The organism is Actinomadura chibensis NBRC 106107 (assembly GCF_001552135.1).
In the GTDB taxonomy this organism is placed as follows: domain Bacteria; phylum Actinomycetota; class Actinomycetes; order Streptosporangiales; family Streptosporangiaceae; genus Spirillospora; species Spirillospora chibensis.
Window position 1 is genome coordinate 83,654 of record NZ_BCQP01000012.1, and the last position, 21,006, is coordinate 104,659.

General features: G+C 73.1%; 23 protein-coding genes. 6 read left to right on the forward strand and 17 right to left on the reverse strand.

Annotated features, from left to right (window positions below; translation table 11 throughout):
• Positions 1–2 precede the first annotated feature (2 nt).
• Both ACH01S_RS07645 and ACH01S_RS07650 read right to left on the reverse strand, forming a co-directional pair.
• Entirely contained in the window at positions 3–656 is a 654-nt protein-coding gene (locus ACH01S_RS07645) for an AIM24 family protein (protein WP_067886955.1), read from the reverse strand.
• Positions 656–1,294 (reverse strand): AIM24 family protein, encoded by a 639-nt coding sequence (locus tag ACH01S_RS07650; protein WP_246237157.1) that lies wholly within the window; start codon positions 1,292–1,294, stop codon positions 656–658. Before ACH01S_RS07650 ends, ACH01S_RS07645 begins: the two co-directional genes overlap by 1 nt.
• A gap of 67 nt (positions 1,295–1,361) precedes the next feature.
• On the opposite strand from ACH01S_RS07650, the gene ACH01S_RS07655 reads away from it, so the two are divergent.
• Complete coding sequence (locus tag ACH01S_RS07655) at positions 1,362–1,757, forward strand: ABC transporter permease (protein WP_067886961.1); 396 nt, start codon at positions 1,362–1,364, stop codon at positions 1,755–1,757.
• Between the two features lie 72 nt (positions 1,758–1,829).
• Positions 1,830–2,966: an EAL domain-containing protein gene (locus ACH01S_RS07660; protein WP_246237158.1), complete on the forward strand. Its 1,137-nt coding sequence runs from the start codon at positions 1,830–1,832 to the stop codon at positions 2,964–2,966.
• A gap of 16 nt (positions 2,967–2,982) precedes the next feature.
• On the opposite strand, the gene ACH01S_RS07665 is transcribed toward ACH01S_RS07660, so the two are convergent.
• Both ACH01S_RS07665 and ACH01S_RS07670 read right to left on the reverse strand, forming a co-directional pair.
• Complete coding sequence (locus ACH01S_RS07665) at positions 2,983–3,657, reverse strand: response regulator (RefSeq protein ID WP_067886966.1); 675 nt, start codon at positions 3,655–3,657, stop codon at positions 2,983–2,985.
• Between the two features lie 31 nt (positions 3,658–3,688).
• Entirely contained in the window at positions 3,689–4,870 is a 1,182-nt protein-coding gene (locus ACH01S_RS07670) for a sensor histidine kinase (protein ID WP_067886969.1), read from the reverse strand.
• 150 nt (positions 4,871–5,020) lie between these two features.
• Here ACH01S_RS07670 and ACH01S_RS07675 point away from each other — a divergent pair, with 150 nt between their 5' ends.
• On the forward strand, positions 5,021–5,581 hold the full coding sequence (locus ACH01S_RS07675; protein WP_067886972.1) for a hypothetical protein: 561 nt from the start codon (positions 5,021–5,023) through the stop codon (positions 5,579–5,581).
• A gap of 93 nt (positions 5,582–5,674) precedes the next feature.
• On the opposite strand, the gene ACH01S_RS07680 is transcribed toward ACH01S_RS07675, so the two are convergent.
• The 13 genes from ACH01S_RS07680 to ACH01S_RS07740 all read right to left on the reverse strand — a co-directional run bounded on the left by ACH01S_RS07680 (position 5,675) and on the right by ACH01S_RS07740 (position 18,095).
• On the reverse strand, positions 5,675–6,001 hold the full coding sequence (locus ACH01S_RS07680; RefSeq protein ID WP_067886975.1) for a metal-sulfur cluster assembly factor: 327 nt from the start codon (positions 5,999–6,001) through the stop codon (positions 5,675–5,677).
• Between the two features lie 6 nt (positions 6,002–6,007).
• Positions 6,008–6,466, reverse strand: coding sequence for a Fe-S cluster assembly sulfur transfer protein SufU (sufU, locus tag ACH01S_RS07685; RefSeq protein ID WP_067886978.1), 459 nt, complete (start codon positions 6,464–6,466; stop codon positions 6,008–6,010).
• Positions 6,467–6,523: 57 nt separating this feature from the next.
• Positions 6,524–7,843: a cysteine desulfurase gene (locus ACH01S_RS07690; RefSeq protein WP_083980432.1), complete on the reverse strand. Its 1,320-nt coding sequence runs from the start codon at positions 7,841–7,843 to the stop codon at positions 6,524–6,526.
• Entirely contained in the window at positions 7,840–8,604 is a 765-nt protein-coding gene (sufC, locus tag ACH01S_RS07695; protein ID WP_067886981.1) for a Fe-S cluster assembly ATPase SufC, read from the reverse strand. The genes ACH01S_RS07690 and sufC overlap by 4 nt, the downstream gene beginning before the upstream one ends.
• A gap of 28 nt (positions 8,605–8,632) precedes the next feature.
• Positions 8,633–8,950 (reverse strand): non-heme iron oxygenase ferredoxin subunit, encoded by a 318-nt coding sequence (locus ACH01S_RS07700; RefSeq protein WP_067886983.1) that lies wholly within the window; start codon positions 8,948–8,950, stop codon positions 8,633–8,635.
• A 73-nt stretch (positions 8,951–9,023) separates the two neighbouring features.
• Positions 9,024–10,157 carry a Fe-S cluster assembly protein SufD gene (sufD, locus tag ACH01S_RS07705; protein ID WP_067886986.1) on the reverse strand — a complete coding sequence of 378 codons (1,134 nt, stop codon included), beginning with the start codon at positions 10,155–10,157 and terminating at the stop codon, positions 9,024–9,026.
• Positions 10,157–11,569 carry a Fe-S cluster assembly protein SufB gene (gene sufB / locus ACH01S_RS07710; RefSeq protein WP_067886989.1) on the reverse strand — a complete coding sequence of 471 codons (1,413 nt, stop codon included), beginning with the start codon at positions 11,567–11,569 and terminating at the stop codon, positions 10,157–10,159. The genes sufD and sufB overlap by 1 nt, the downstream gene beginning before the upstream one ends.
• Positions 11,566–12,321, reverse strand: coding sequence for a helix-turn-helix transcriptional regulator (locus ACH01S_RS07715; protein ID WP_067887212.1), 756 nt, complete (start codon positions 12,319–12,321; stop codon positions 11,566–11,568). Before ACH01S_RS07715 ends, sufB begins: the two co-directional genes overlap by 4 nt.
• Before the next feature lie 155 nt (positions 12,322–12,476).
• Positions 12,477–13,394, reverse strand: coding sequence for a universal stress protein (locus ACH01S_RS07720; protein ID WP_067886992.1), 918 nt, complete (start codon positions 13,392–13,394; stop codon positions 12,477–12,479).
• Positions 13,391–14,851 carry an amino acid permease gene (locus ACH01S_RS07725; protein WP_218010178.1) on the reverse strand — a complete coding sequence of 487 codons (1,461 nt, stop codon included), beginning with the start codon at positions 14,849–14,851 and terminating at the stop codon, positions 13,391–13,393. The genes ACH01S_RS07720 and ACH01S_RS07725 overlap by 4 nt, the downstream gene beginning before the upstream one ends.
• Positions 14,848–15,783, reverse strand: coding sequence for a carbamate kinase (gene arcC, locus ACH01S_RS07730; protein ID WP_067886996.1), 936 nt, complete (start codon positions 15,781–15,783; stop codon positions 14,848–14,850). Before arcC ends, ACH01S_RS07725 begins: the two co-directional genes overlap by 4 nt.
• Positions 15,784–15,815: 32 nt before the next feature.
• Positions 15,816–16,817, reverse strand: coding sequence for an ornithine carbamoyltransferase (gene argF / locus ACH01S_RS07735; RefSeq protein ID WP_067887219.1), 1,002 nt, complete (start codon positions 16,815–16,817; stop codon positions 15,816–15,818).
• A gap of 36 nt (positions 16,818–16,853) precedes the next feature.
• Positions 16,854–18,095 (reverse strand): arginine deiminase, encoded by a 1,242-nt coding sequence (locus ACH01S_RS07740; RefSeq protein ID WP_067886999.1) that lies wholly within the window; start codon positions 18,093–18,095, stop codon positions 16,854–16,856.
• Positions 18,096–18,293: 198 nt separating this feature from the next.
• Here ACH01S_RS07740 and ACH01S_RS07745 point away from each other — a divergent pair, with 198 nt between their 5' ends.
• From ACH01S_RS07745 to ACH01S_RS07755, 3 genes are read left to right on the forward strand one after another with little or no spacing between them, the layout of a single operon-like run.
• Complete coding sequence (locus ACH01S_RS07745) at positions 18,294–19,232, forward strand: ABC transporter ATP-binding protein (protein ID WP_067887002.1); 939 nt, start codon at positions 18,294–18,296, stop codon at positions 19,230–19,232.
• 50 nt (positions 19,233–19,282) lie between these two features.
• Complete coding sequence (locus tag ACH01S_RS07750; protein WP_083980448.1) at positions 19,283–19,999, forward strand: ABC transporter permease; 717 nt, start codon at positions 19,283–19,285, stop codon at positions 19,997–19,999.
• A gap of 12 nt (positions 20,000–20,011) precedes the next feature.
• Positions 20,012–20,956, forward strand: coding sequence for an EamA family transporter (locus ACH01S_RS07755; RefSeq protein WP_067887006.1), 945 nt, complete (start codon positions 20,012–20,014; stop codon positions 20,954–20,956).
• Positions 20,957–21,006: the final 50 nt, after the last annotated feature.

Genomic DNA, 21,006 nt, shown 5'->3' on the forward strand with positions numbered 1-21,006 from the left:
GGTCAGATCTTCCTCTCGCTGGCCTGGACGTAGACGACCCCGGCCCCGCTCAGCTCCAGCTGGAACGCCTCGCCGGAGCCGCGCCCGATCAGGTCGCGCAGCCCCACCGCCGTGGTGAGCTTGTTCTGCACCTGGCCGCGATGGGCCACGTACGCCTGCGGGTCGACGTGCACCGGGCGCTGCGGGGCGATCGGCAGCTCCAGCACGCCGCCGTGCGACAGCACCGCGCACGAGCCGTATCCGGCGAGCGTCGAGGTGAACAGGCCCTGCCCGGTGACCGCGCCGCGCACGATGCCCCGGACGCCGCCCTGCTCGCCCATGAACATCGTCCCGACCTGGAGGGACGTGTCGTGGACCAGTAGCCGGTCGGCCTCCACGTAGAGGGTGTCGGAGCCGTTCAGGTCGATGACGGTGACCTCCAGCCCGCCGTGCCCGAACATCACGCTGCCCTGCCCGGTGACGTGCATCATCGCGCTGTGCTCGCCCGCGACGGCGCGTCCGAGCGCGCCGCCGACGCCCTGCCCGGCCGTCGTGGTCGGCGCGAACGATACGGGCCCGGTGTAGGCGAGCATCGCGCCGCGCTTGCTGTAGACCTCCTGCCCCGGCCCGATCGGCACCTGGAGCATCTTCGAGTTGATCGCCTGATAGCCGGGCATCAGATCTCCAGAATCCCACCGCGCTCGGCGGGCTGGACGTACACCAGCCCGTGCCCCTGGTACCGGAACTGCACGCTTTCCCCCGATCCCTGGCCGATCACCGTCCGCCAGTTGACGTCGGTGACCACGTCCTGCTGGAGCTGCCCGTGATGGCAGACGTAGGCGTGCGGGTCGACGCACAGCGGCGTCTGCGGCGTCACCTCAAGCGCGATCGCCGGGCCGTCGGAGAGGATCGCGACCGTCCCGTGGCCCTCAACCTTGGTGGTGGCGAGGCCCTGCCCCGTGCCCATCCCCCGCAGCCCCACGAACTGGACGCCGGTCTGGAGGTTGCCGTCCAGCGCGAGCAGGCTCTCCGACTCCACGAACAGGGTGTCGCCGCCGAGCTGGACGAGCGTGACCTCCGTCGCCTCGCTCGCCAGGTACACCGTCCCGTGTCCGGTGACCTCCATGAGGGTCATGCCCTCGCCCGCGATCCTCCGCTTGAGGGCGCCGCGCAGGCCCTCGCCGCCCGTCATGCCCTGCCGCTTGAACGCCATCTGGCCCTCGTAGGCGACCATGGAGCCGTTCAGGGCCCGGACCGTCTCGCCCGCCAGGTCGACGGCGAGCATCTTCGAGCCGTTCAATCGAAATCGAGCCACGAAGCGAGAAGATACAGCCCGGCGCGTTGCCGGTCCGCCGCTCCCCAGATCGGGAAGGATGAGGACCATGTGGATCGCTCCCGAACGCCGCAGCCTCAGCAGGTGGGCCGTGCCCGGCGTCGTCCTCGGCGCCGGGGTCGTGGTGGGGGTCGTGCTCGCCGCCGACGGGCGGTCCGGGACGGCCCTCGTCGCCCTCGCCGCCCTGGCGGGGTACGCGGGCTACCTCGCGTACCGGCGCAACGAGCCCGCGCTCCCGCTCAGCGAGGGGTTCGGCTCGGGCACCCGGGCCCGCGCGCACCTGCGCGCGGCGGCGATGACCGGCGACGTGCTGACCGTCGCCGTGGTCGGCGGGCTGACGGTGCAGGCGCTCCGCGGCGCCGACATCTCCGCGTACGCGTGGCTCGCGGCACTCGCCGGAGCCACCTACCTGCTCTCCGCGTTCGTCGGCGGTCGGGGCCTGTGAGCAGCGCGAATTATGCGTTAACTTCTCCTGACGTATCTAGTTTCGGGGGTTGGCGGGCGACATGATGCCGTTGTGTCCGCCGTCGAAGCGATTGACGCCCTCCTTCCGGCGCGGGCGGTGTTCCATCCGGTGGTCGATCTCGGCACCGGCACCGTCGTCGCCGTGGAGGCGCATGCCGCGCCGGTCGGCCCGACCCGCGTCCCGATGCGGGCGGATCCGGCTTCCGAGGACGTGCGGCGCGCGGTCGAGGCCGCCCGCGCCGGCGCCGGCCTCGGCAGCCCGCTGCCGATCCAGATCGGCCTCCGGGCCGAGACCCTCTGCCAGGGGGAGGACGTCCTCGCCGGCCTGCACCGCGGGCTGGCCGAGACAGGACGCCGCCCCCAGGAGATCATCCTCTGCGTGTCCGGGGGCTTCCCGCCCGCGGTGCGCCCCCCACTCACCGCCGCGCTCGGCGGCCTGCGCAGGGCCGGCTACCTGGTCGGCTTCGCGGGCCTCGGCGCCGCGCACGCGCCGCTCGACCTGCTCGTCGACGGCGCCTGCTACCTGCTGAAACTCGATCCGGACCTGGCCCGCAGGGCGATGTCGGAGCCGCGCCGGGCCGCGCTCGTGGACAGCCTCGTCGAACTGGCGCACCGGCTGGAGACGCACGTCCTCGCGCCGCAGATGGCGACCCGCGAGCAAGTGCTGCGGATGCGGGACGCGGGGGTGCGGCTCGTCCAGGGCCCCGCGCTCGCCCCGCCGGAGTGGCGGCCCGGGATGCCGATCCACATCCCGGTCGCCGCGCCCGGCGAGCCCGCCCGGCACGACCTCGGGCTCGGCCCGCGCGTCTCGGAGTTCACGCTGCCCGCGGTGACGATGCCGCACACGGCGACCGCCGGGGAGGTGCTCACCGCGCTGAACTCCGAGACCGGCATCACCAGCATCGTGCTCGTGGACGAGCGGCAGCGCCCCCGCTGCACCGTCGACCGGACGCGGTTCCTGCTGCGGCTCTCGGGGGCCTACGGGCACGCGCTGCACGCCCGGCGCCCAGCGGCGCGGCTCGCCGACCCGCCCCGCCTGGTGCCGCGCACGGTGCCCGCCGTCGCCGCGCTGCGGGCCGCCGGGCGGGAGGACGACCGCGTCTACGACGACCTCGTCGTGGTGGACGAGCTCGGCCGGTGCTTCGGCATCGTCCGGGTCGCCGACCTGATCCGCAGCCTGTCCGGCTGAGATCGTTCCTGCGGGGTCAGCTCGTCCCGGGTGATCCCTTATGGGGGTCCGGCCCGGAAAGTCCGGAGGCGGCCGTCTCCCGCGCGCGGATGGCCGCCTGGACGCGGCTGGTCAGCCCCAGCTTCTGCAGGATCCGGCTGACATGGGTCTTGGTCGTCGTCTCCGCCATGTCCAGGCGGGCGGCGATCTGCCCGTTGGACAGGCCCTCGCCGAGGCACGCGAACACCTCCCGCTCGCGCGGGGTCAGCTCGTCCAGGGGCAGCGGCGCGGGCGGCGCGGGGGCGGCGGAGAACGCCTCGATCAGCCGCCGGGTCACCCGCGGCGCGATGATCCCCTCGCCCGCGGCGACCGTCCGCACCGCCTCCACCAGCCGGTCGGCGTCGACGTCCTTCAGCAGGAACCCGGACGCGCCCGCCCGCAGCGCGCCGAAAACGTACTCGTCCAGGTCGAACGTGGTGAGCACCAGCACGTCGGTGAACCCGGCGATCTCGCGGGTCGCGGCGATCCCGTCGAGGCGGGGCATGCGGACGTCCATCAGCACCACGTGCGGGCGCAGCTCCCTCGCCAGCTCCACGGCCCGCCGCCCGTCGGCCGCCTCGCCGACCACCCGGACCCCCGGCGCCGCGCCGAGGATCAGCACCAGCCCCGCCCGGACCGCCGCCTGATCGTCCGCCACCAGCACATCGATCATGACGCCCCGCCCTGTCCTCGCTCCATTCCGGTCATGGCGCCCGGCCGCCGTTCACCTGGTCGAGGGGGAGTTCGGCGTGGACCCGCCAGCGCTCGCCGTCCGGGCCCGCGTCGAACTCCCCGTCGAGCATCACGGCGCGCTCGCGCATCCCGACCAGGCCGCTGCCGGTGCCCGGCAGCCGGGAGCCGTCCCGGCCGAGCGGGCTCAGCACGTCGATCACCACGCGCCGCCGCGCGTAGGCCACCCGCACGTCGGCGCGGCCGGGACCGGCGTGCTTCAGCGCGTTCGTCAGCGCCTCCTGGACGATCCGGTACGCCGCCAGCTCCACCGCCGCGGGCAGCTCCGGCGGCTCCCCGCTGACCTCCAGGTGCGCCGACAGGTCGGTCCGCGCGGTGTGCCGGACGAGCCGGTCCAGCTCCGCGAGCCGCGGCCGGGCGGCCGGGTCGTCGCCGTCGCCCTCGCGCAGCAGCCCGATCATCCGGCGCATCTCCGCGAGCCCCTGGACGCTGTTCTCCCGGATGACCTCCATGGCGCGGTTGACGCCGTCCCGGTCCAGGTCGGGCACCTTCAGGACGGCCGAGGAGTGCAGCGCCACCGCGCTCAGGTGGTTGGCGATCACGTCGTGCAGCTCGCGGGCCATCCGGGCGCGCTCGGCGGTCACGGCGGCGCGCCGGTCCAGCTCGGCGAGCCGCGCGACCTGCTCGGCGCGGGCCCGCTCGGCCTCCGCCCGGAACCGGTGCTCCCGGACGGCCATCGCGGTCAGCACCGGCGCGACCCACACGAGCCCGGCGACCGCGCCGCCGACCACCCCGGGCGCGACGCCGCGCAGCCCGATCGCGGCGCCCACGGCGACCCCGAGCGCGGCGAGGACGGTCGCGCCGAGCAGCCACTCCGCCGTCCGGCGCCGCCCGTACAGGCTCGCCGCGTACAGCGCGTCGCCGTAGATCATCGCGGTGGCGATGCTCGGCCCGAACGCGACGTCGGCGAAGTTGAACGGGGTCGCCAGCGCGAGGGCGGTGAGGGGCGCCGTGCGGCGCAGCAGCATGGCCGAGCACAGCCCGAGCAGCGGGACGAGGCGCGCCCAGAACGAGGGGTCCCAGTCCTTCGTCCAGGTGGAGTAGCCGTGCGCGGCGAGCATCGTCAGCCCGCCGGCCAGCGCCGCCACGACGATCAGGGCGTCGTGGCGGGTGGTCAGGCGTCGGACGCGGTGCACCGTCCCATCTCAGCATCTCCGGCGCCGTGGCTCGTCCGTCCGGGTGAGGAGGCCCCGTACATCCTTCGGACGACCCCCGGAACCCGCACAGCGGACGACGATTCCCGGCCCCCGGCCCCGGACGATGGAACCGACGGAAAGGGGGTCCACGTGCTCATCGCGGTCATCGCCGGCTGCGAGATCGGCTTCTGGGTCGTCCTCGCGGCCGGGCTCGCCGCCCGCTACCCGCTGCGCCTGCGGCGGACCGGCGCGGCGCTGCTGCTCTGCGTCCCGCTCATCGACCTCGTGCTGCTGGTCGCGACGGCGGTCGACCTGCGCGGCGGCGCGACCGCCGGGTTCGCGCACGGCCTCGCCGCCGCCTACCTCGGCTACTCGGTCGCGTTCGGGCACGGCATGGTCCGCTGGGCCGACGAGCGGTTCGCGCACCGCTTCGCGGGCGGCCCGCCCCCGCGCGGCAAGCCCAAGTACGGCGCCGCCCGGGCCCGCTACGAGTGGCGCGAGTTCGGCAAGGCCGCGCTCGCCACCGCCATCGGCTGCGCCCTGCTCCTCGCCATGATCGCCTGGGTCGGCGACGCCGACCGCACCGCGGCCCTCACCGGCTGGACGGCCCGCCTCGGCCTCGTCCTCGCCATCTGGTCCCTCTGGCCCATAACCCACACCCTCTGGCCCACCAAACCCAAGGACGCCCGGACGCCCGCGCGCCCGGACTGACGGTCGGCACCCCGGACTCCCCCGGACACACGTGAGGCCGCGACCCCTCGGCGGGGCGCGGCCTCACACGGACGCCTTACGGGCGGGGCGGGGTCAGACGTTGAAGCCGAGGGCGCGGAGTTGGTCGCGGCCCTCGTCGGTGATCTTGTCGGGGCCCCACGGCGGGAGCCAGACCCAGTTGATCTTGACGTCCTTGACCAGGCCCTCCAGGGCGCTGTGCGCCTGGTCCTCGATCACGTCGGTGAGCGGGCAGGCGGCGCTGGTCAGCGTCATGTCCAGGACGGCGACCTCGTCGGCGACGTCCACGCCGTACACCAGGCCGAGGTCGACGACGTTGATGCCGAGCTCGGGGTCGACGACGTCCTTGAGGGCTTCGAGGATCTCCTCCTCGGGGACGGCCGTGCCGGTCGATTCGGTCATGGGGCCCTACCTTGCCTCTCCGAGTGCGCGGGCGGTCGCGTCCTTCCACGCCATCCAGGCGAGCAGGGCGCATTTGATCCGGGCGGGGTACTTGGAGACCCCCGCGAAGGCGATGGCGTCCTCAAGGAGGTCCTCGTCGGGGTGGACGTCCTGGCCGCGCGACTGCATCAGCGCCAGGAACTCGTCGCCGACCGCCATCGCCTCCTTGACGGACTTCCCGATGATCAGGTCGGACATCACCGAGGCGCTGGCCTGGCTGATGGAGCAGCCCATCGCGTCGTAGGACACGTCGACGACCGTGGCGGCCTGGCCCTCGCCGTCCAGGTGGACGCGCAGCGTCACCTCGTCGCCGCACGTCGGGTTGACGTGGTGCGCCTCGCCCTCGAACGGCTCCCGCAGCCCCTTGTGGTGGGGGTTGCGGTAGTGGTCCAGGATGACCTCCTGGTACATCGCCTCCAGTTGCATGTCGTCCTTTCCAAGCCTTTCTCGGTGCAACAGGGCGGGCGGTGGGCGTGTTCCGGGTCAGACCGTCCCGAAGAACCGCTGCGCCTGCCGCACCCCGTCGGCGAGGGCGTCGATGTCGCCGAGGGTGTTGTAGAGGTAGAACGTGGCGCGGGTGGTGGCGGGGATGCCGAAGCGGCGGCAGATCGGCCACGCGCAGTGGTGGCCGACGCGGACCTCGACGCCGAGGTCGTCCAGCACCTGCCCGACGTCGTGCGGGTGGATGCCGTCGACGGTGAACGACACCGCGCCGCCGCGCGCCTCGGTGGTGCCGGGCCCGACGATCCGGACGCCGGGGACCTCGGTGAGCCGCTCCAGCGAGTAGCCGATGAGGGCCTCCTCGTGGGCGTGCACCCGGTCCATGCCGATCTCGGAGAGGTACTCGCACGCCGCGCCGAGGCCGATGGCCTGCGCGGTCATCGGCACGCCCGCCTCGAACCGCTGCGGCGGCGGCATGAACGTGGTGCCCTCCATCCGGACGACCTCGATCATGGAACCGCCGGTGATGAACGGCGGCATGGCCTCCAGCAGCTCGCTCCGCCCCCACAGGACGCCGATGCCGGTCGGGCCGAGCATCTTGTGCCCGGAGAAGGCGAGGAAGTCGACGTTCAGCCGGGTGACGTCCACCGGCTGGTGCGGGACGGACTGCGCCGCGTCCAGCAGGACCAGCGCGCCGACCGCGTGCGCGCGCGCGGCGATCAGCTCGATCGGCGGGACGGTCCCGAGCACGTTCGACTGGTGCGTCAGCGCGACGATCCTCGTCCGCTCGTTGACCAGTTCGTCGAGGTGCTCCAGGTCGAGCCGCCCGTCGTCGGTGATGCCGAACCAGCGCAGCGTCGCGCCCGTCCGGCGGCACAGCTCCTGCCACGGGACGAGGTTCGCGTGGTGCTCCATCTCCGACACGACGACCTCGTCGCCGGGGCCGACCCTGAAGCGCTCCGCCTCCGGGCCCGCGGTCGCGGCGTTGCTCATCGCGTACGCGACCAGGTTGATGCCCTCGGTGGCGTTCTTCGTGAACACGATCTCGGCGGGCGTCGCGCCGATGAACCGGGCGATGGACGCGCGCGCGTTCTCGTACGCCTCCGTCGCCTCCTCGGCGAGCAGGTGCGCCCCGCGGTGCGGGGCCGCGTTGTGCCGCTCGTAGAAGTCGCGCTCGGCGTCCAGCACCCGGAGGGGCTTCTGCGACGTCGCGCCCGAGTCGAGGTACACGAGCGGGTGCCCGCCGCGGACCGTGCGCTGCAGGAGCGGGAAGTCCTTCTTCAGCTCCTCCGGCAGGAGGTTCCCGGCGCCCTCCGGCGGCGCGGCCTCCCACGCCGCCCGGTTCGCCTCACTCAGGCTCATAGCGACGCGCCCGCCTTCACGTACTTCTCGTAGCCCTCTTCCTCAAGCTCGTCGGCCAGCTCGGGCCCGCCCTCGGCGACGACCCGGCCGCCCGCGAACACGTGCACGAAGTCGGGTTTCACGTAGCGCAGGATCCGGGTGTAGTGGGTGATCAGCAGCACGCCGGTGTCGCCGGACGCGAACCGGTTGACCCCCTCGGAGACGACCTTGAGCGCGTCGACGTCGAGGCCGGAGTCGGTCTCGTCCAGGACGGCGACCTTCGGCTTCAGCATCTCCAGCTGCAGGATCTCGTGCCGCTTCTTCTCGCCGCCGGAGAAGCCCTCGTTCAGGCTGCGCTGCGCGAACGCCGGGTCGATGGACAGGTCGTCCATCGCCTGCTTCATCTCCTTGGAGAACTCGCGGAGCTTCGGCGCCTCGCCGCGGACGGCGGTCACCGCCGAGCGCAGGAAGTTCGAGACCGACACCCCCGGCACCTCGACCGGGTACTGCATCGCGAGGAACAGCCCGGCGCGGGCGCGCTCGTCGACCGACATGGCGAGGACGTCCTCGCCGTCGAGCGTCACCGTGCCGGAGGTCACCTCGTACTTCGGGTGCCCGGCGACCGCGTACGCGAGGGTGGACTTGCCGGAGCCGTTCGGCCCCATGATCGCGTGGGTCTCGCCGGCCTGCACGGTCAGGTCGACCCCGCGGAGGATCTCCTTCGACCCGTCGGAGCCGTCGCCGACGGAGACGTGGAGGTCGCGGATCTCAAGCGTGGCCATAGTGCGTCGTTGTCCTTATCGTGGGGCCCTAGTCGTCGGCGGCGAGCGAGACGTAGACGTCGCCGTCCTCGACCTTGACCTTGTAGGTGGCGACCGGCTGCGTGGCCGGCGGGTTGGTGGGCTTGCCGCTGCGCAGGTCGAAGCAGGACCCGTGCAGCCAGCACTCGATCGTGCCGTCGTACACCTCGCCCTCCGAGAGCGAGACCTCGGCGTGCGAGCAGATGTCGTTGACGGCGAACACGTCCTCGCCGCTCCGCGCGATCGCGATGGGCGTGTCGTCGACCTCCACGGCGATCGCCCCGTCCGCGGGGACGTCGCCGAGCGCGCAGACCTTCACGTACGTCACCGCGACCTGCCCTTCTGGGCGGCGGCCCCCAGACCCCCGAGGCGGGTGTCCGGTGATCCTCGCTTCGCTCCGGTCATCGGGCCCCCTGATCCAACTCGGCCTCGATCGCCTCGCGGACCTTCTCGCGGACGTCGGGGACCTCGATCCGCTCGACGAGCTGGCCGAGGAACCCGCGGACGACCATGCGCCGCGCCTCGTCGAAGGTGATGCCGCGCGCCTGGAGGTAGAACAGGTGCTCGTCGTCGAGCCGTCCGGACGCCGAGGCGTGCCCCGCGCCCGCGACCTCGCCGGTGAGGATCTCCAGGTTCGGGACGGAGTCGACCCGCGTCCCGTCGGTGAGGACGAGGTTGCGGTTCAGCTCGTAGGTGTCGGTGCCCTCGGCCTCCGCGCGGATGATGACGTCGCCGATCCACACGGCGTGCGCGTCCTGGTCCTGGAGCGCGCCGCGGTAGTCGACGCGGCTGCGGCAGTTCGGGACGGCGTGGTCGACGAGCAGGCGGTGCTCCAGGTGCTGGCCGCCGTCCACGAAGTAGACCCCGTACAGCTCGGCGTCGCCGCCGGGCCCGTCGTAGGACACCGACGGCGAGATCCGCACGACGTCGCCGCCGAGCGACACGTTGTGCGAGACGAACCGCGCGTCGCGGCCGAGGCGGGCGTGCTGGTGGGAGACGTGGACGCTGCCGTCCGCCCAGTCCTGCAGGCTGATCACCGACAGCCGGGCGCCGTCGCCGACGACGAACTCGACGTTGTCGGCGTAGGTCGCGAGGCCGCGGTGGGCGAGCACGACGGTCGCCTCCGCGAACGGCTCGACGATCACCGTCGTGTGCCGGTAGGCGGCGGCCGAGGCGTCCTCGCCGCGCAGCCGCAGCACGGTCGGCGCGGACGCGGCGGTCTCCTTCGGCACGGTCACGACCACGGCCTCGGTGAACGAGTTCCACGCCTGCGCGCTGACCCGGTCGGCGGGGACGTAGGCCGCGCCGAGGCGGGCGTCGTCGCGGCCGACGGTCTCGACCGTCACCTCCGGCGCCGCCTCCGCCTCGACCAGGACCTTGCCGCCCTCCTCGGCGGTGCCGTTGTGCAGGCCGCGCAGGCGGCGCAGCGGGGTGAAGCGCCACTCCTCCTCGCGGCCCGTCGGCACGTCGAAGTCGGCGACCTCGTACGACGCCTTGTCGTGCAGCGTCGACAGAGGCTTCTGCTCCAGCCCCATCAGCCGACGGCTCCTTCCATCTGCAGCTCGATCAGCCGGTTCAGCTCCAGGGCGTACTCCATCGGCAGCTCGCGCGCGATGGGCTCGACGAACCCGCGCACGATCATCGCCATCGCCTCGTCCTCGGTGAGGCCGCGGCTCATCAGGTAGAACAGCTGCTGCTCCGACACCTTGGAGACGGTCGCCTCGTGGCCCATCTCGACGTCGTCCTCGCGGACGTCGACGTACGGGTAGGTGTCGGACCGGCTGATCTGGTCGACGAGCAGCGCGTCGCACTTCACCGTGGACTTGCTGTGCTCGGCGCCCTCCTGGATCTGCACGAGGCCCCGGTAGGACGTCCGCCCGCCGCCGCGCGCCACCGACTTGGAGATGATGCTGGACGAGGTGTTCGGCGCGGCGTGCACCATCTTGGCGCCCGCGTCCTGGTGCTGGTCCTCGCCCGCGAACGCGATGGACAGCGTCTCGCCCTTGGCGTGCTCGCCGAGCAGGTAGACGGCCGGGTACTTCATCGTGACCTTGGAGCCGATGTTGCCGTCGACCCACTCCATGGTGGCGCCCTCGTAGGCGACGGCGCGCTTGGTCACCAGGTTGTAGACGTTGTTCGACCAGTTCTGGATCGTCGTGTAGCGGACGCGGGCGTCCTTCTTCACGACGATCTCCACGACGGCCGAGTGCAGCGAGTCCGACTTGTAGATCGGAGCGGTACAACCCTCGACGTAGTGGACGTAGGAGCCCTCGTCGGCGATGATCAGCGTCCGCTCGAACTGGCCCATGTTCTCGGTGTTGATCCGGAAGTAGGCCTGGAGCGGGATCTCGACGTGCACGCCCGGCGGGACGTAGATGAACGAGCCGCCCGACCAGACGGCGGTGTTCAGCGCGGCGAACTTGTTGTCGCCGACCGGGATCACCGAGCCGAAGTACTCCTGGAAGATCTCCGGGTGCTCGCGCAGGCCGGTGTCGGTGTCGACGAAGATGACGCCCTTCTCCTCAAGGTCCTCGCGGATCTTGTGGTAGACGACCTCCGACTCGTACTGCGCGGCGACGCCCGCGATCAGGCGCTGCTTCTCGGCCTCGGGGATGCCGAGCTTGTCGTAGGTGTTCTTGATGTCCTCGGGGAGCTCCTCCCAGGACGCCGCCTGCTGCTCGGTCGACTTGACGAAGTACTTGATGTTGTCGAAGTCGATGTCCGACAGGTCGGAGCCCCAGGTCGGCATGGGCTTCTTGCTGAACAGCCGCAGCCCCTTGAGGCGCAGGTCGAGCATCCACTCGGGCTCGCCCTTCTTGCCCGAGATGTCGCGGACGACGTCCTCGTTCAGGCCGCGCCGCGCCGAGGCCCCGGCCTCGTCGGAGTCGGCCCAGCCGAACTTGTACCTGTCGAGCCCCTCCAGTTCGGGGTGGGCTGCCGTAGTCATAGGGAGGTCCCTCCGGACTCCTCGTCACTGGTCAGTTCTTCGCTCGCGGCGGGCTCGCCGCCGCTCCGGCCGCTCTCGCCGGTCCCGCAGAGCGAGTGCGGGCTGACGTGGGTGGTGCAGATCCCGTCGCCGTGGGCGATCGTGGCCAGCCGCTGCACGGGCGTCCCGAGCAGGCGGCTGAACGCCTCGGTCTCGGCCTCGCACAGCTCCGGGAACTCCGCGGCGACGTGCGCGACCGGGCAGTGGTGCTGGCAGAGCTGCTCGCCGCCGCCCGGCTGCGGGGCCTTGGCCGCGGCGGCCGCGTAGCCGTCGCCGGACAGCGCCTCGGCCAGCGTGCGGACCCGCTGGTGGAGCGGCGCGTCCTGCACGACGGGCCGGTACCGGCGCTCCAGGTCGGCGATCTGCCGCCGGGCGAACTCGGCGACCGCGCGCTCCCCGGCCGTCTCGGCGAGGAAGCGCAGCGCGCTCGTCGCGAGGTCGTCGTAGGCGTGCACGAACGCGTTGCGCCCGGCGTCGGTGATCGCGAACCACTTGGCGGGGCGCCCCCGGCCGCGCCGGGTCTGCGGCGTCCGCGCCTTGCGGACCTCGATCATGCCCTCGGCCAGCAGCGCGTCCAGGTGCCTGCGGATCGCGGCGGGCGTGAGGCCGACGCGCTCCCCCAGCGTGGACGCCGTGACCGGCCCGTGCTCAAGGATCAGCCGGGCCACCCGGGCGCGGGTGTCGCGCTCGGTGCGGCCGGGCGCGGACGGCACGCCGGCGGACCGCGCACCCGCGGTCTCCGTGCTCGCCCGATCCTCGCTCACGTTTTTCACAACATCAGTGTGCCGTAATTCCTTCCCGGCAAACACCGGAACGCCGATGTCGTACCTCACGCAGGTAAGCCTTACCTAACCTGCGCCTTCGCGTCCTAGGCGGAGGCGGTGCGCGAGGCGACCTGCGGGGCGGCGCCGCGCGGCAGCACCAGCACCGGGCACGCCGAGGCGCGGACGATCTTGCCGGAGCGCTCCCCGAGGAAGACCTTGCGCAGCGGCCCGTCATGGCTGGACATGCAGGCCAGCACCTCGCCGGGCAGCATATCGACCGCGCCGAGCGCCTTGGCGACGCCCGTCCCGGTGACCGTCTCGCGCTCGACGCGCGGGGCGGCGTGCAGGAGCCCGGCGGCGTGGCGCAGGTCGTCCTCCGCCTGGACGCGCTGGCGCTCCATCAGCCCGTCGGCGTCGCGGAACTTCGCGGCGAGGCCGGGCGGCCGGAGCACGAGCGTGAGCAGCCGCAGCGGCACCCCGAGCGACGCGGCGAACGCGGCGGCGCTCGCCAGCGGGCCGTCGGCGCCCGGCCGCCGCCAGTACGCGACGGTCAGCCGCGCCAGCCGGGCGGGCGGGTCGGCGGCGTAGCCGCGCGGGGCGAGCAGGACGGGCACCGGCGAGCCGTGCAGGAGCTGGTCGGCGGTGCTGCCGATGGCGATCCGGCCGCGCCGCCCGCGCGGCGCGGAGCCGATCACGACCAGGTCGGCGGCGGTGTCGCGGGCGATCTCGATGAGGCCGCGCCCGCTGCCGCGGTGGCCGTGGACGCGCCACGTCGGCTCCGGCGCGCCCGTCCCGGCGAGCCGCGCCGCCGCCCGGTCCAGCGCCGCCCGCGACTCGTCCCTGAGGTAGGCGACCCACTCGGCGTCGACCGAGCCGGGGCCGCGCGCGGGCCAGGGCGGCGGATGGACGTTCGCGACCACCAGCGACCCGCCCGCCGACCGGACGACCAGCGCCGCGAGCGCCAGCGCGTCGTCGCCGCGCTCGTCCGGCGAGTAGCCGAGCAGGACGCGCGGCCCGTTCACGGGGCGCTCCGTCCGGACGGCTCGGCCGCCAGGCGCGAATGGCGGCGGCCGTAGAGGAAGTAGGCGGCGAGGCCGACGAGGCTCCACAGCGCGAAGACCGTCCAGGTCACCCCGCCGAGGCCGACCATCAGGTAGACGCAGAACGCGACGCCCGCCAGCGGGGTCAGCGGGTAGAGCGGGGTGCGGAAGCTGCGCGGCAGGTCGGGACGCGTCCGCCGCAGCACGATCACGCCCACGCTGACCAGCGCGAACGCGAACAGGGTGCCGATGCTCGTGGCGTCCACCAGCCGGCCGAGCGGGACGACGGCGCCGAGCGTCCCGATGAACGCGGCCACGATGACGGTGTTGGCGACCGGGACGCGCCGCCGCGGGCTGACCTTCTGGAACACGTCGGGGACGAGCCCGTCCCGCGACATCGCGAACAGGATGCGGGTCTGCCCGTACATGACGGTCAGGACCACGCTGGCGATGGCGATCACCGCGCCGAGCGAGAGGATCATCGACGGCCAGGTGCGCCCGGTCGCCTGGTTCAGCACCTCGGCGAGCGACGCCTCCGAGCCGCTGAGGCTGAACCTCGTCCAGTGCATGGCGGCGACGGCGGCGAGCCCGACCAGCACGTACACGGCCGTGACGATCGCCAGCGACAGGACGATCGCGAGCGGCAGGTCGCGGCGCGGGTTCTTCGCCTCCTCGCCCGCCGTGGAGGCGGCGTCGAAGCCGATGTAGGAGAAGAACACCTTGGACCCGGCGGCGCTGACGCCCGCCCAGCCCATCGGCGCGAACGGGCTCAGGTTCCCCGACTTGAACGCGGTGAAGGCGACCGCGCAGAAGAACAGCAGCACGCCGATCTTGAGGAACACCATGACCGTGTTGGCGGCGGCGCTCTCCGACGTCCCGCGCAGGAGCAGGAACGTCGCGAGCAGCACGACGGCCACCGCCGGGACGTTGACGACGCCGCCCTCCCCCGGCGGCCCGGCCAGCGCCGCCGGGATCGTGAAGCCCGCCGCGTCGTCGAAGAACGCGCTCAGGTAGGCGCCCCAGCCGACCGCGACGGCCGACACCGACACGGCGTACTCCAGCAGCAGGCACCAGCCGCAGACCCACGCGACCAGCTCCCCGAGCGTCGCGTAGGAGTAGGAGTAGGACGAGCCGGACACGGGGATCGTCCCGGCCAGCTCCGCGTACGACAGGGCCGAGAACAGCGCGGTGACGGCGGCGAGGACGAACGACAGCACGACGGCGGGCCCGGCCAGCGGCACCGCCTCGCCGAGGACGACGAAGATCCCCGTGCCGAGCGTCGCGCCGACGCTGAACAGGGTGAGCTGGAGCAGGCTCATCGTCCGCTTCAGCTCGCCGCCCTCGCCCCGGCCGCCCTCGGCGACGATCCGGTCGACCGGCTTCGTCCGCAGCAGGCTCCGCGCGAACGAGACGGGGGCGGGCCTGGTCGGGGCGGTCACAGCGTGCTCGCCAGCGGCCAGGTCGCGTTGGGGGTGACGATCGTGCCGGCCGTCCCGTCGAGGATCTCCACGCACTGGTCGAGCCGCCCGATCGCGGCCATGTCGCCGGTCCGCTCGACGAAGCTCGCCGCCGCCTCGACCTTCGGGCCCATCGACCCGGCGGGGAACTCCTCGGCGCGCAGCTCGTGCGGCGTCGTGTGGGTGATCTCCTCCTGGCGCGGCGTGCCGTAGTGGCGCATCACCCGGGGGACGTCGGTAAGGATCAGCAGGGCGTCCGCGTCCATGCTCTCGGCCAGGACGGACGCGGTGAGGTCCTTGTCGATCACCGCTTCGACGCCCTCCAGCCGCCCGACGTCGTTGCGGAACACCGGGATGCCGCCGCCGCCCGCGCACACCACCACCGTGCCGAGCCGGACCAGCTCCCTGATCAGGCGCGTCTCGATCACCCGCTGCGGGCGCGGGGACGGCACGACGCGGCGCCAGAGCTCCCCGTCCTGGCGGACCGTCCAGCCGTACTCGGCGGCGAGCTTCTCCGCCTCCTCCCGCTCGTAGACCTGCCCGACGAACTTGGTCGGGTTCTCGAACGCCGGGTCCACCGCGGACACCAGCGTCTGGTTGATCATGGCCATGACCTGGCGGCCGGGCAGCGCGTTCTGCAGCGCCTGCAGCATCCAGTAGCCGATCATGCCCTGGGTCTCGGCGCCGATCGTGTCCAGCGGGTACGGCCGGGTCAGGTTCGGGTCGTTGACGCTCTCCAGCGCCAGCACCCCGACCTGCGGGCCGTTCCCGTGCGTGACGATCAGCTCGTGCCGCTCGGCGAGCGGCGCCAGCGCCCGCACCGCCCGGTCGACGTTGGCGCGCTGCAGGTCGGCGTCGGGCGTGTCGCCCCGCTCCACCAGCGCGTTCCCACCGAGCGCGACGACGACGCGCATCCTGCCCCCTTCCCCTCCCGCGCTCCGGCCGGTCAGCCGAGCGTCGCGACCATGACCGCCTTGATGGTGTGCATCCTGTTCTCCGCCTCGTCGAAGACGATGGAGGCGTCCGACTCGAACACCTCCTCGGTGACCTCCAGGGCGTCCAGGCCGGTCTTCTGGAAGATCTGCTCCCCCACGACCGTGTCCCGGTTGTGGAAGGCGGGGAGGCAGTGCATGAACTTCACGTCCGGGTTGCCGGTCGCGCGCATGACCTCGGCGTTGACCTGGTACGGGCGGAGCAGCGCGATCCGCTCGTCCCACCGCTCGGCGGGCTCGCCCATCGACACCCACACGTCGGTGATCACGAAGTCGGCGCCGCGGACGCCCTCGGCGACGTCCTCGGTGAACCGGAGGTCAGCGCCGGTCGCGGCCGCGACCTCGGCGGACGGCTTGACGACGCTCTCCTCGTCCGGCCAGAGGGCGCGCGGCGCGACGACGCGGACGTTCACGCCCGCCAGCGCGCCCGCCGCCACGTAGCTGTGGCCCATGTTGTTGCGCGCGTCGCCGAGGTAGGCGAACGTGACGCCGTCCAACGTCCCGCCGCTGTGCTCGCGCATGGTGAGCAGGTCGGCGAGCATCTGCGTCGGGTGCCACTCGTCCGTCAGGCCGTTCCACACCGGGACGCCCGCGTACGCCGCCAGTTCCTCCACGAGCTTCTGGCTCGACCCCCGGTACTCGATGCCGTCGAACATGCGGCCGAGGACGCGGGCCGTGTCCTTCATCGACTCCTTGTGGCCGATCTGCGTGCCGCTCGGGTCGAGGTAGGTGACGTGGGCGCCCTGGTCGTGCGCGGCGACCTCGAACGCGCAGCGCGTCCTGGTGGAGGTCTTCTCGAAGATCAGCGCGATGTTCCGGCCGGTCAGCGCCGGGACCTCGGTGCCGCCGCGCTTGGCGGCCTTCAGGTCGGCGGCGAGGTCGAGCAGGGCCCCGAACTCCCCCGGCGTGAAGTCGAGCTCCCTGATGAAGCTGCGCCCGCGAAGGTCGAACGCCATCGTCCACTCCTCAGTCATGCGGGAATCGTCCCGCGGTCAGGCGTCCCGTTCGAGCGGGCAGGTCATGCAGCGGGGCCCGCCGCGCCCCCGGCCGAGCTCGCTGCCCCGGATCGTGATGACCTCGATCCCGTTGCGGGCCAGGTGGTCGATGCTGGTCGCGTTGCGCTCGTAGGCGACGACGACGCCGGGCGAGACGGCGAGGACGTTGGCGCCGTCGTCCCACTGCTCGCGCTCGGCGGAGAACACGTCCTGCGTCGGGACGAGCACCTTGACGTCGTCCAGGCCGAGGGCCGCCGCGATGACGCGGTGCATGTCCTCCGGCGGATGGTCGGTGATCTTCAGTTCCTTCTCGGTGTCGCCCGGCTCGACGGTGTGCGACGGCAGCATCCCCATCCCCGCGTACTTGGTGAACACGCCGTGGTCGACCATGGTCATCACGGTGTCGAGGTGCATGAACGCCCGCTTCTGCGGCATCCGCAGCGCCACGATCTTCTGGCACGACCCGGCGGCGAACAACGACTGGGCGAGCATCTCGACCGCCTGCGGCTGCGTCCGCTCGCTCATCCCGACCAGCACCGCCCCGTCGCCGATCACGAGGACGTCGCCGCCCTCCAGCGTCGCCGGGGCCATCGCCGTCCCGCTGTTCCACACGTGGAACCCGCCCGCCTCCGGCCTGCCGTACCCGGACGCGAACAGCGGGTGCCAGCGGTAGATCGCCTCCATGTTCACGGTCTCGCGCATCCGCGCCTTCATGCGCATCGTGTTGATCGAGACGCCGTCGTAGATCCAGCAGGACGTGTCCCGCGTGAACAGGTGGTTGGGCAGCGGCGTGAGGACGAACCCGTCCGTCCCGATGGAGTGGAACGCGATGGACGCGGGCTCCTCCATCCGCTCCAGCATCTCCCGCTTGGTGATGCCGCCGATCAGGAACGCGGCCAGCTCGTCGACCTCCATGGCGTCGAAGCAATTGCGGATCGCGTCGGTGGCGAGCGGCCCGTACCAGTGCGGGTCGACGACCGCGTCGAGGACGTGCTTGCGCGCCTCCGGGATCCCGATCGTCTCGCGCAGCAGGTCCAGCAGCAGGTACGTGCGGACGCCCTGGGCGCGCAGGACGTCCTCGAACTCCTCGTGCTCCTCCACCGCCCGCCGCACCCACAGGACGTCGTCGAACAGCAGCCCGGCGGCGTTGGACGGGGTGAGCCGCTTCAGCGACAGCTCGGGCCGGTGGATCAGGACCCCGCGCAGCCGCCCGACCTCCGAACCGACATGGAACGGCATCCCCCACCTCCTCCGGCGCGGCCACGGCGCCGCACCGCCCCGGCCGCCGGGACGGGCCCGGCGACACGGCGGGAATTCCCCCCGCTCAGGCGGGCGAAACTAGATCCACTTCAGCCCCGTGGCTTTGCCCGGCCTTTCCCGGCCGCCGCGGCGGTGCCGGGGGCCGGGCCCGCCCGCCCCGGATCTAGACTCGTCGGCATGACACCCCCCGGAGACGGCGCTGTCGAGCTGCACCGGCTCGTGAAGCGCTACGCCGCGGCGGGCGGCGAACGCCGGGCCGTGGACGGCCTCTCGCTCAGCGCCGCCCGGGGCGCGGTCACCGCGCTGCTCGGCCCGAACGGCGCGGGCAAGACGACCACGATCGAGATCTGCGAGGGGTTCCGGCGGGCCGACTCGGGGACCGTCCGCGTCCTCGGCCTGGACCCCGCCGCCGACGGGCGGGCGCTCAAGCCGCGGGTCGGCGTGATGCCGCAGTCCGGAGGCGTGCCGGGCACAGCGCGCGCGGGCGAGTTCCTCCGGCTCGTCGCGTCGTTCCACGCCTCCCCGCTCGACCCCGCCGCGCTGCTGGATCGGCTCGGCCTCACCGAGCACACCCGCACCCCGTACCGGCGCATGTCGGGCGGGCAGCAGCAGCGCCTGTCGCTGGCCGTCGCCGTGGTCGGACGCCCCGAGCTGGTCTTCCTCGACGAGCCCACCACCGGCCTCGACCCGCAGGCCAGGCACGCCGCCTGGGAGCTGGTCGAGGAGCTGCGCGCAGCCGGGGTGTCGGTGGTGCTGACCACGCACAACATGGACGAGGCCGAGCGCCTGTCCGACCACGTGGTGATCGTCGACCACGGCAAGGTCGTCGCCGAGGGCGCGCCCGAGGAGCTGACGGGCGCGGAGCGGCAGCTGCGGTTCCGGGCTCGGCCCGGGCTCGGGCTGGAGGAGCTGCTGTCGGCGCTGCCCGCGGGGAGCGCGGCGAAGGAGTCGCCCGCCGGGCACTACCTCATCGAGGCGGACGTCGACCCCGGCCTCCTCGCCACCGTCACCGCCTGGTGCGCGTCCCACGGCGTCCTCACCGAGGACCTGCGGATCGAGCGCCGCACCCTGGAGGACGTCTTCCTCGAACTGACCGGACGGGAGCTGCGCCCGTGACCGCCCCGCTCGACCTGTCCCCCGCGCCGGGGGCCGCGCCGCTGCCGCGGATGATCCTGTCCCAGGCGGCCTACGAGGTGCGCGCCGTGCTGCGCAACGGCGAGCAGCTGCTGCTGACGCTGATCATCCCGGTGGTGCTGCTCACCCTGTTCAGCGCCACGTCCCTGCTCGACCTCGGGCCGGGCGACCGGGTCGACTTCCTCGCGCCGGGCGTCCTCGCGCTCGCGGTGATGTCCACGGCGTTCACCGGGCAGGCGATCGGGACGGGCTTCGAACGCCGGTACGGCGTCCTGAAGCGGCTCGGCGCCACGCCGCTGCCGCGCGGCGGGCTGATCGCCGCGAAGACGCTCAGCGTGCTCGCCGTCGAGACGGTGCAGGCCGCGGTGATCTGCGCGGTGGCGCTGGCGCTCGGCTGGCACCCGCACGGCGACCCGGGGTCGGTGCTGCTCCTGCTGCTGCTCGGCACGGCCGCGTTCAGCGGGTTCGGGCTGCTGATGGCGGGCACGCTCCGGGCGGAGGCGACCCTCGCCGCCGCGAACCTCGTCTACATCCTGCTGCTCGCGGTGGGCGGCGTCGTCTTCCCGCTGGACAAGTTCCCCGGCGGGGTGCGGGACGCCCTGGAGCTGCTGCCCATCTCCGCGCTGGCCGAGGGGCTGCGGGACGTCCTGCGGGACGGCGCGGCCCTGCCGGGCACGCCGATGCTCGTCCTCGCGGTGTGGGCCGCCGCGGGCCTCGCCCTCGCCGCCAGGTTCTTCAAATGGGAGTGACGGGGGTGGCGGATGGCGTCCGCTGAGGCGCCGGGCTCGTACGGGGGCGCGTCCCGGGCGGCGGGCCGCGCCCGCGCCCGCGCGCTGTCGCTCGGATCGGTGCCGCCGCCCGCGCTGATCCTGCTCGGCATCATCTCGCTGCAGGTCGGGGCGGGCCTCGCCAAGCACCTGTTCGACCGGCTGCCGCCGAGCGCCATCGTCTTGATGCGGCTGCTGACCTCGGCGGTCGTCCTCGGGTTCCTCGCCCGGCGGGCGCTGCGGACGGTGCTGCGCGACCACTCCCGCTCCAGCCTCGCCATCGCCGCCGGGTTCGGGCTGGCGCTGGCGCTGATGAACTTCTCGATCTACCAGTCGTTCGCGCGGATCCCGCTCGGCGTCGCGGTGACGATCGAGTTCCTCGGGCCGCTGACGGTGTCGATCGTCGCGTCCCGGCGGCCGCGGGACGCGCTGTGGGTCGTCCTCGCCGGGGCGGGCGTCGTGATGCTGGCGCGCGGCGGCTCCGGCGGCCTCGACCCGGTCGGCATCGCGTTCGCGCTCCTCGCCGGGACGTGCTGGGCCGGGTACATCCTGCTCACCGCCGCGACCGGCAAGCGGTTCTCCGGCTCTACCGGCCTCGCGGTCGCGAGCGTCGTCGGGACGGTCGCGATCCTGCCGCTCGGCGTCGCGTCCGCCGGGACGGCGCTGCTCGACCCGCGCCTGGTCCTGGTCGGCGTCGGCGTCGGGCTGCTGTCGTCGGTGATCCCGTACTCGCTGGAGCTGGAGGCGCTGCGGCGGATGCCCGCGCGGGTGTTCGGCGTCCTGATGAGCCTGGAGCCCGCCGTCGCCGCGCTGGTCGGGCTGGCGCTGCTCGGCGAGGTCCTCACCGGACGGCAGTGGGTCGCGATCTGCTGCGTCATCGTCGCCTGCGCCGGGGCGACCCGCGGCCAGAAGAACCCTCCAGAGGCCCCCGAGGCATGACGCCGGTGGGCCCGTACCGGCGGGCGGCGTCGGCGCCGCGGACGGGCGCG

Bases quoted from the DNA above. Each gene is read 5' to 3' on its own strand.
- ACH01S_RS07645 (WP_067886955.1), bottom strand. From the start codon at position 656: ATGCCCGGCTATCAGGCGATCAACTCGAAGATGCTCCAGGTGCCGATC.
- ACH01S_RS07655 (WP_067886961.1), top strand. From the start codon at position 1,362: ATGTGGATCGCTCCCGAACGCCGCAGCCTCAGCAGGTGGGCCGTGCCC.
- ACH01S_RS07665 (WP_067886966.1), bottom strand. From the start codon at position 3,657: ATGATCGATGTGCTGGTGGCGGACGATCAGGCGGCGGTCCGGGCGGGG.
- ACH01S_RS07680 (WP_067886975.1), bottom strand. From the start codon at position 6,001: ATGACCGAATCGACCGGCACGGCCGTCCCCGAGGAGGAGATCCTCGAA.
- sufU (WP_067886978.1), bottom strand. From the start codon at position 6,466: ATGCAACTGGAGGCGATGTACCAGGAGGTCATCCTGGACCACTACCGC.
- ACH01S_RS07690 (WP_083980432.1), bottom strand. From the start codon at position 7,843: ATGAGCCTGAGTGAGGCGAACCGGGCGGCGTGGGAGGCCGCGCCGCCG.
- sufC (WP_067886981.1), bottom strand. From the start codon at position 8,604: ATGGCCACGCTTGAGATCCGCGACCTCCACGTCTCCGTCGGCGACGGC.
- sufD (WP_067886986.1), bottom strand. From the start codon at position 10,157: ATGGGGCTGGAGCAGAAGCCTCTGTCGACGCTGCACGACAAGGCGTCG.
- sufB (WP_067886989.1), bottom strand. From the start codon at position 11,569: ATGACTACGGCAGCCCACCCCGAACTGGAGGGGCTCGACAGGTACAAG.
- arcC (WP_067886996.1), bottom strand. From the start codon at position 15,783: ATGCGCGTCGTCGTCGCGCTCGGTGGGAACGCGCTGGTGGAGCGGGGC.
- argF (WP_067887219.1), bottom strand. From the start codon at position 16,817: ATGGCGTTCGACCTTCGCGGGCGCAGCTTCATCAGGGAGCTCGACTTC.
- ACH01S_RS07740 (WP_067886999.1), bottom strand. From the start codon at position 18,095: ATGCCGTTCCATGTCGGTTCGGAGGTCGGGCGGCTGCGCGGGGTCCTG.
- ACH01S_RS07745 (WP_067887002.1), top strand. From the start codon at position 18,294: ATGACACCCCCCGGAGACGGCGCTGTCGAGCTGCACCGGCTCGTGAAG.
- ACH01S_RS07750 (WP_083980448.1), top strand. From the start codon at position 19,283: ATGATCCTGTCCCAGGCGGCCTACGAGGTGCGCGCCGTGCTGCGCAAC.
- ACH01S_RS07755 (WP_067887006.1), top strand. From the start codon at position 20,012: ATGGCGTCCGCTGAGGCGCCGGGCTCGTACGGGGGCGCGTCCCGGGCG.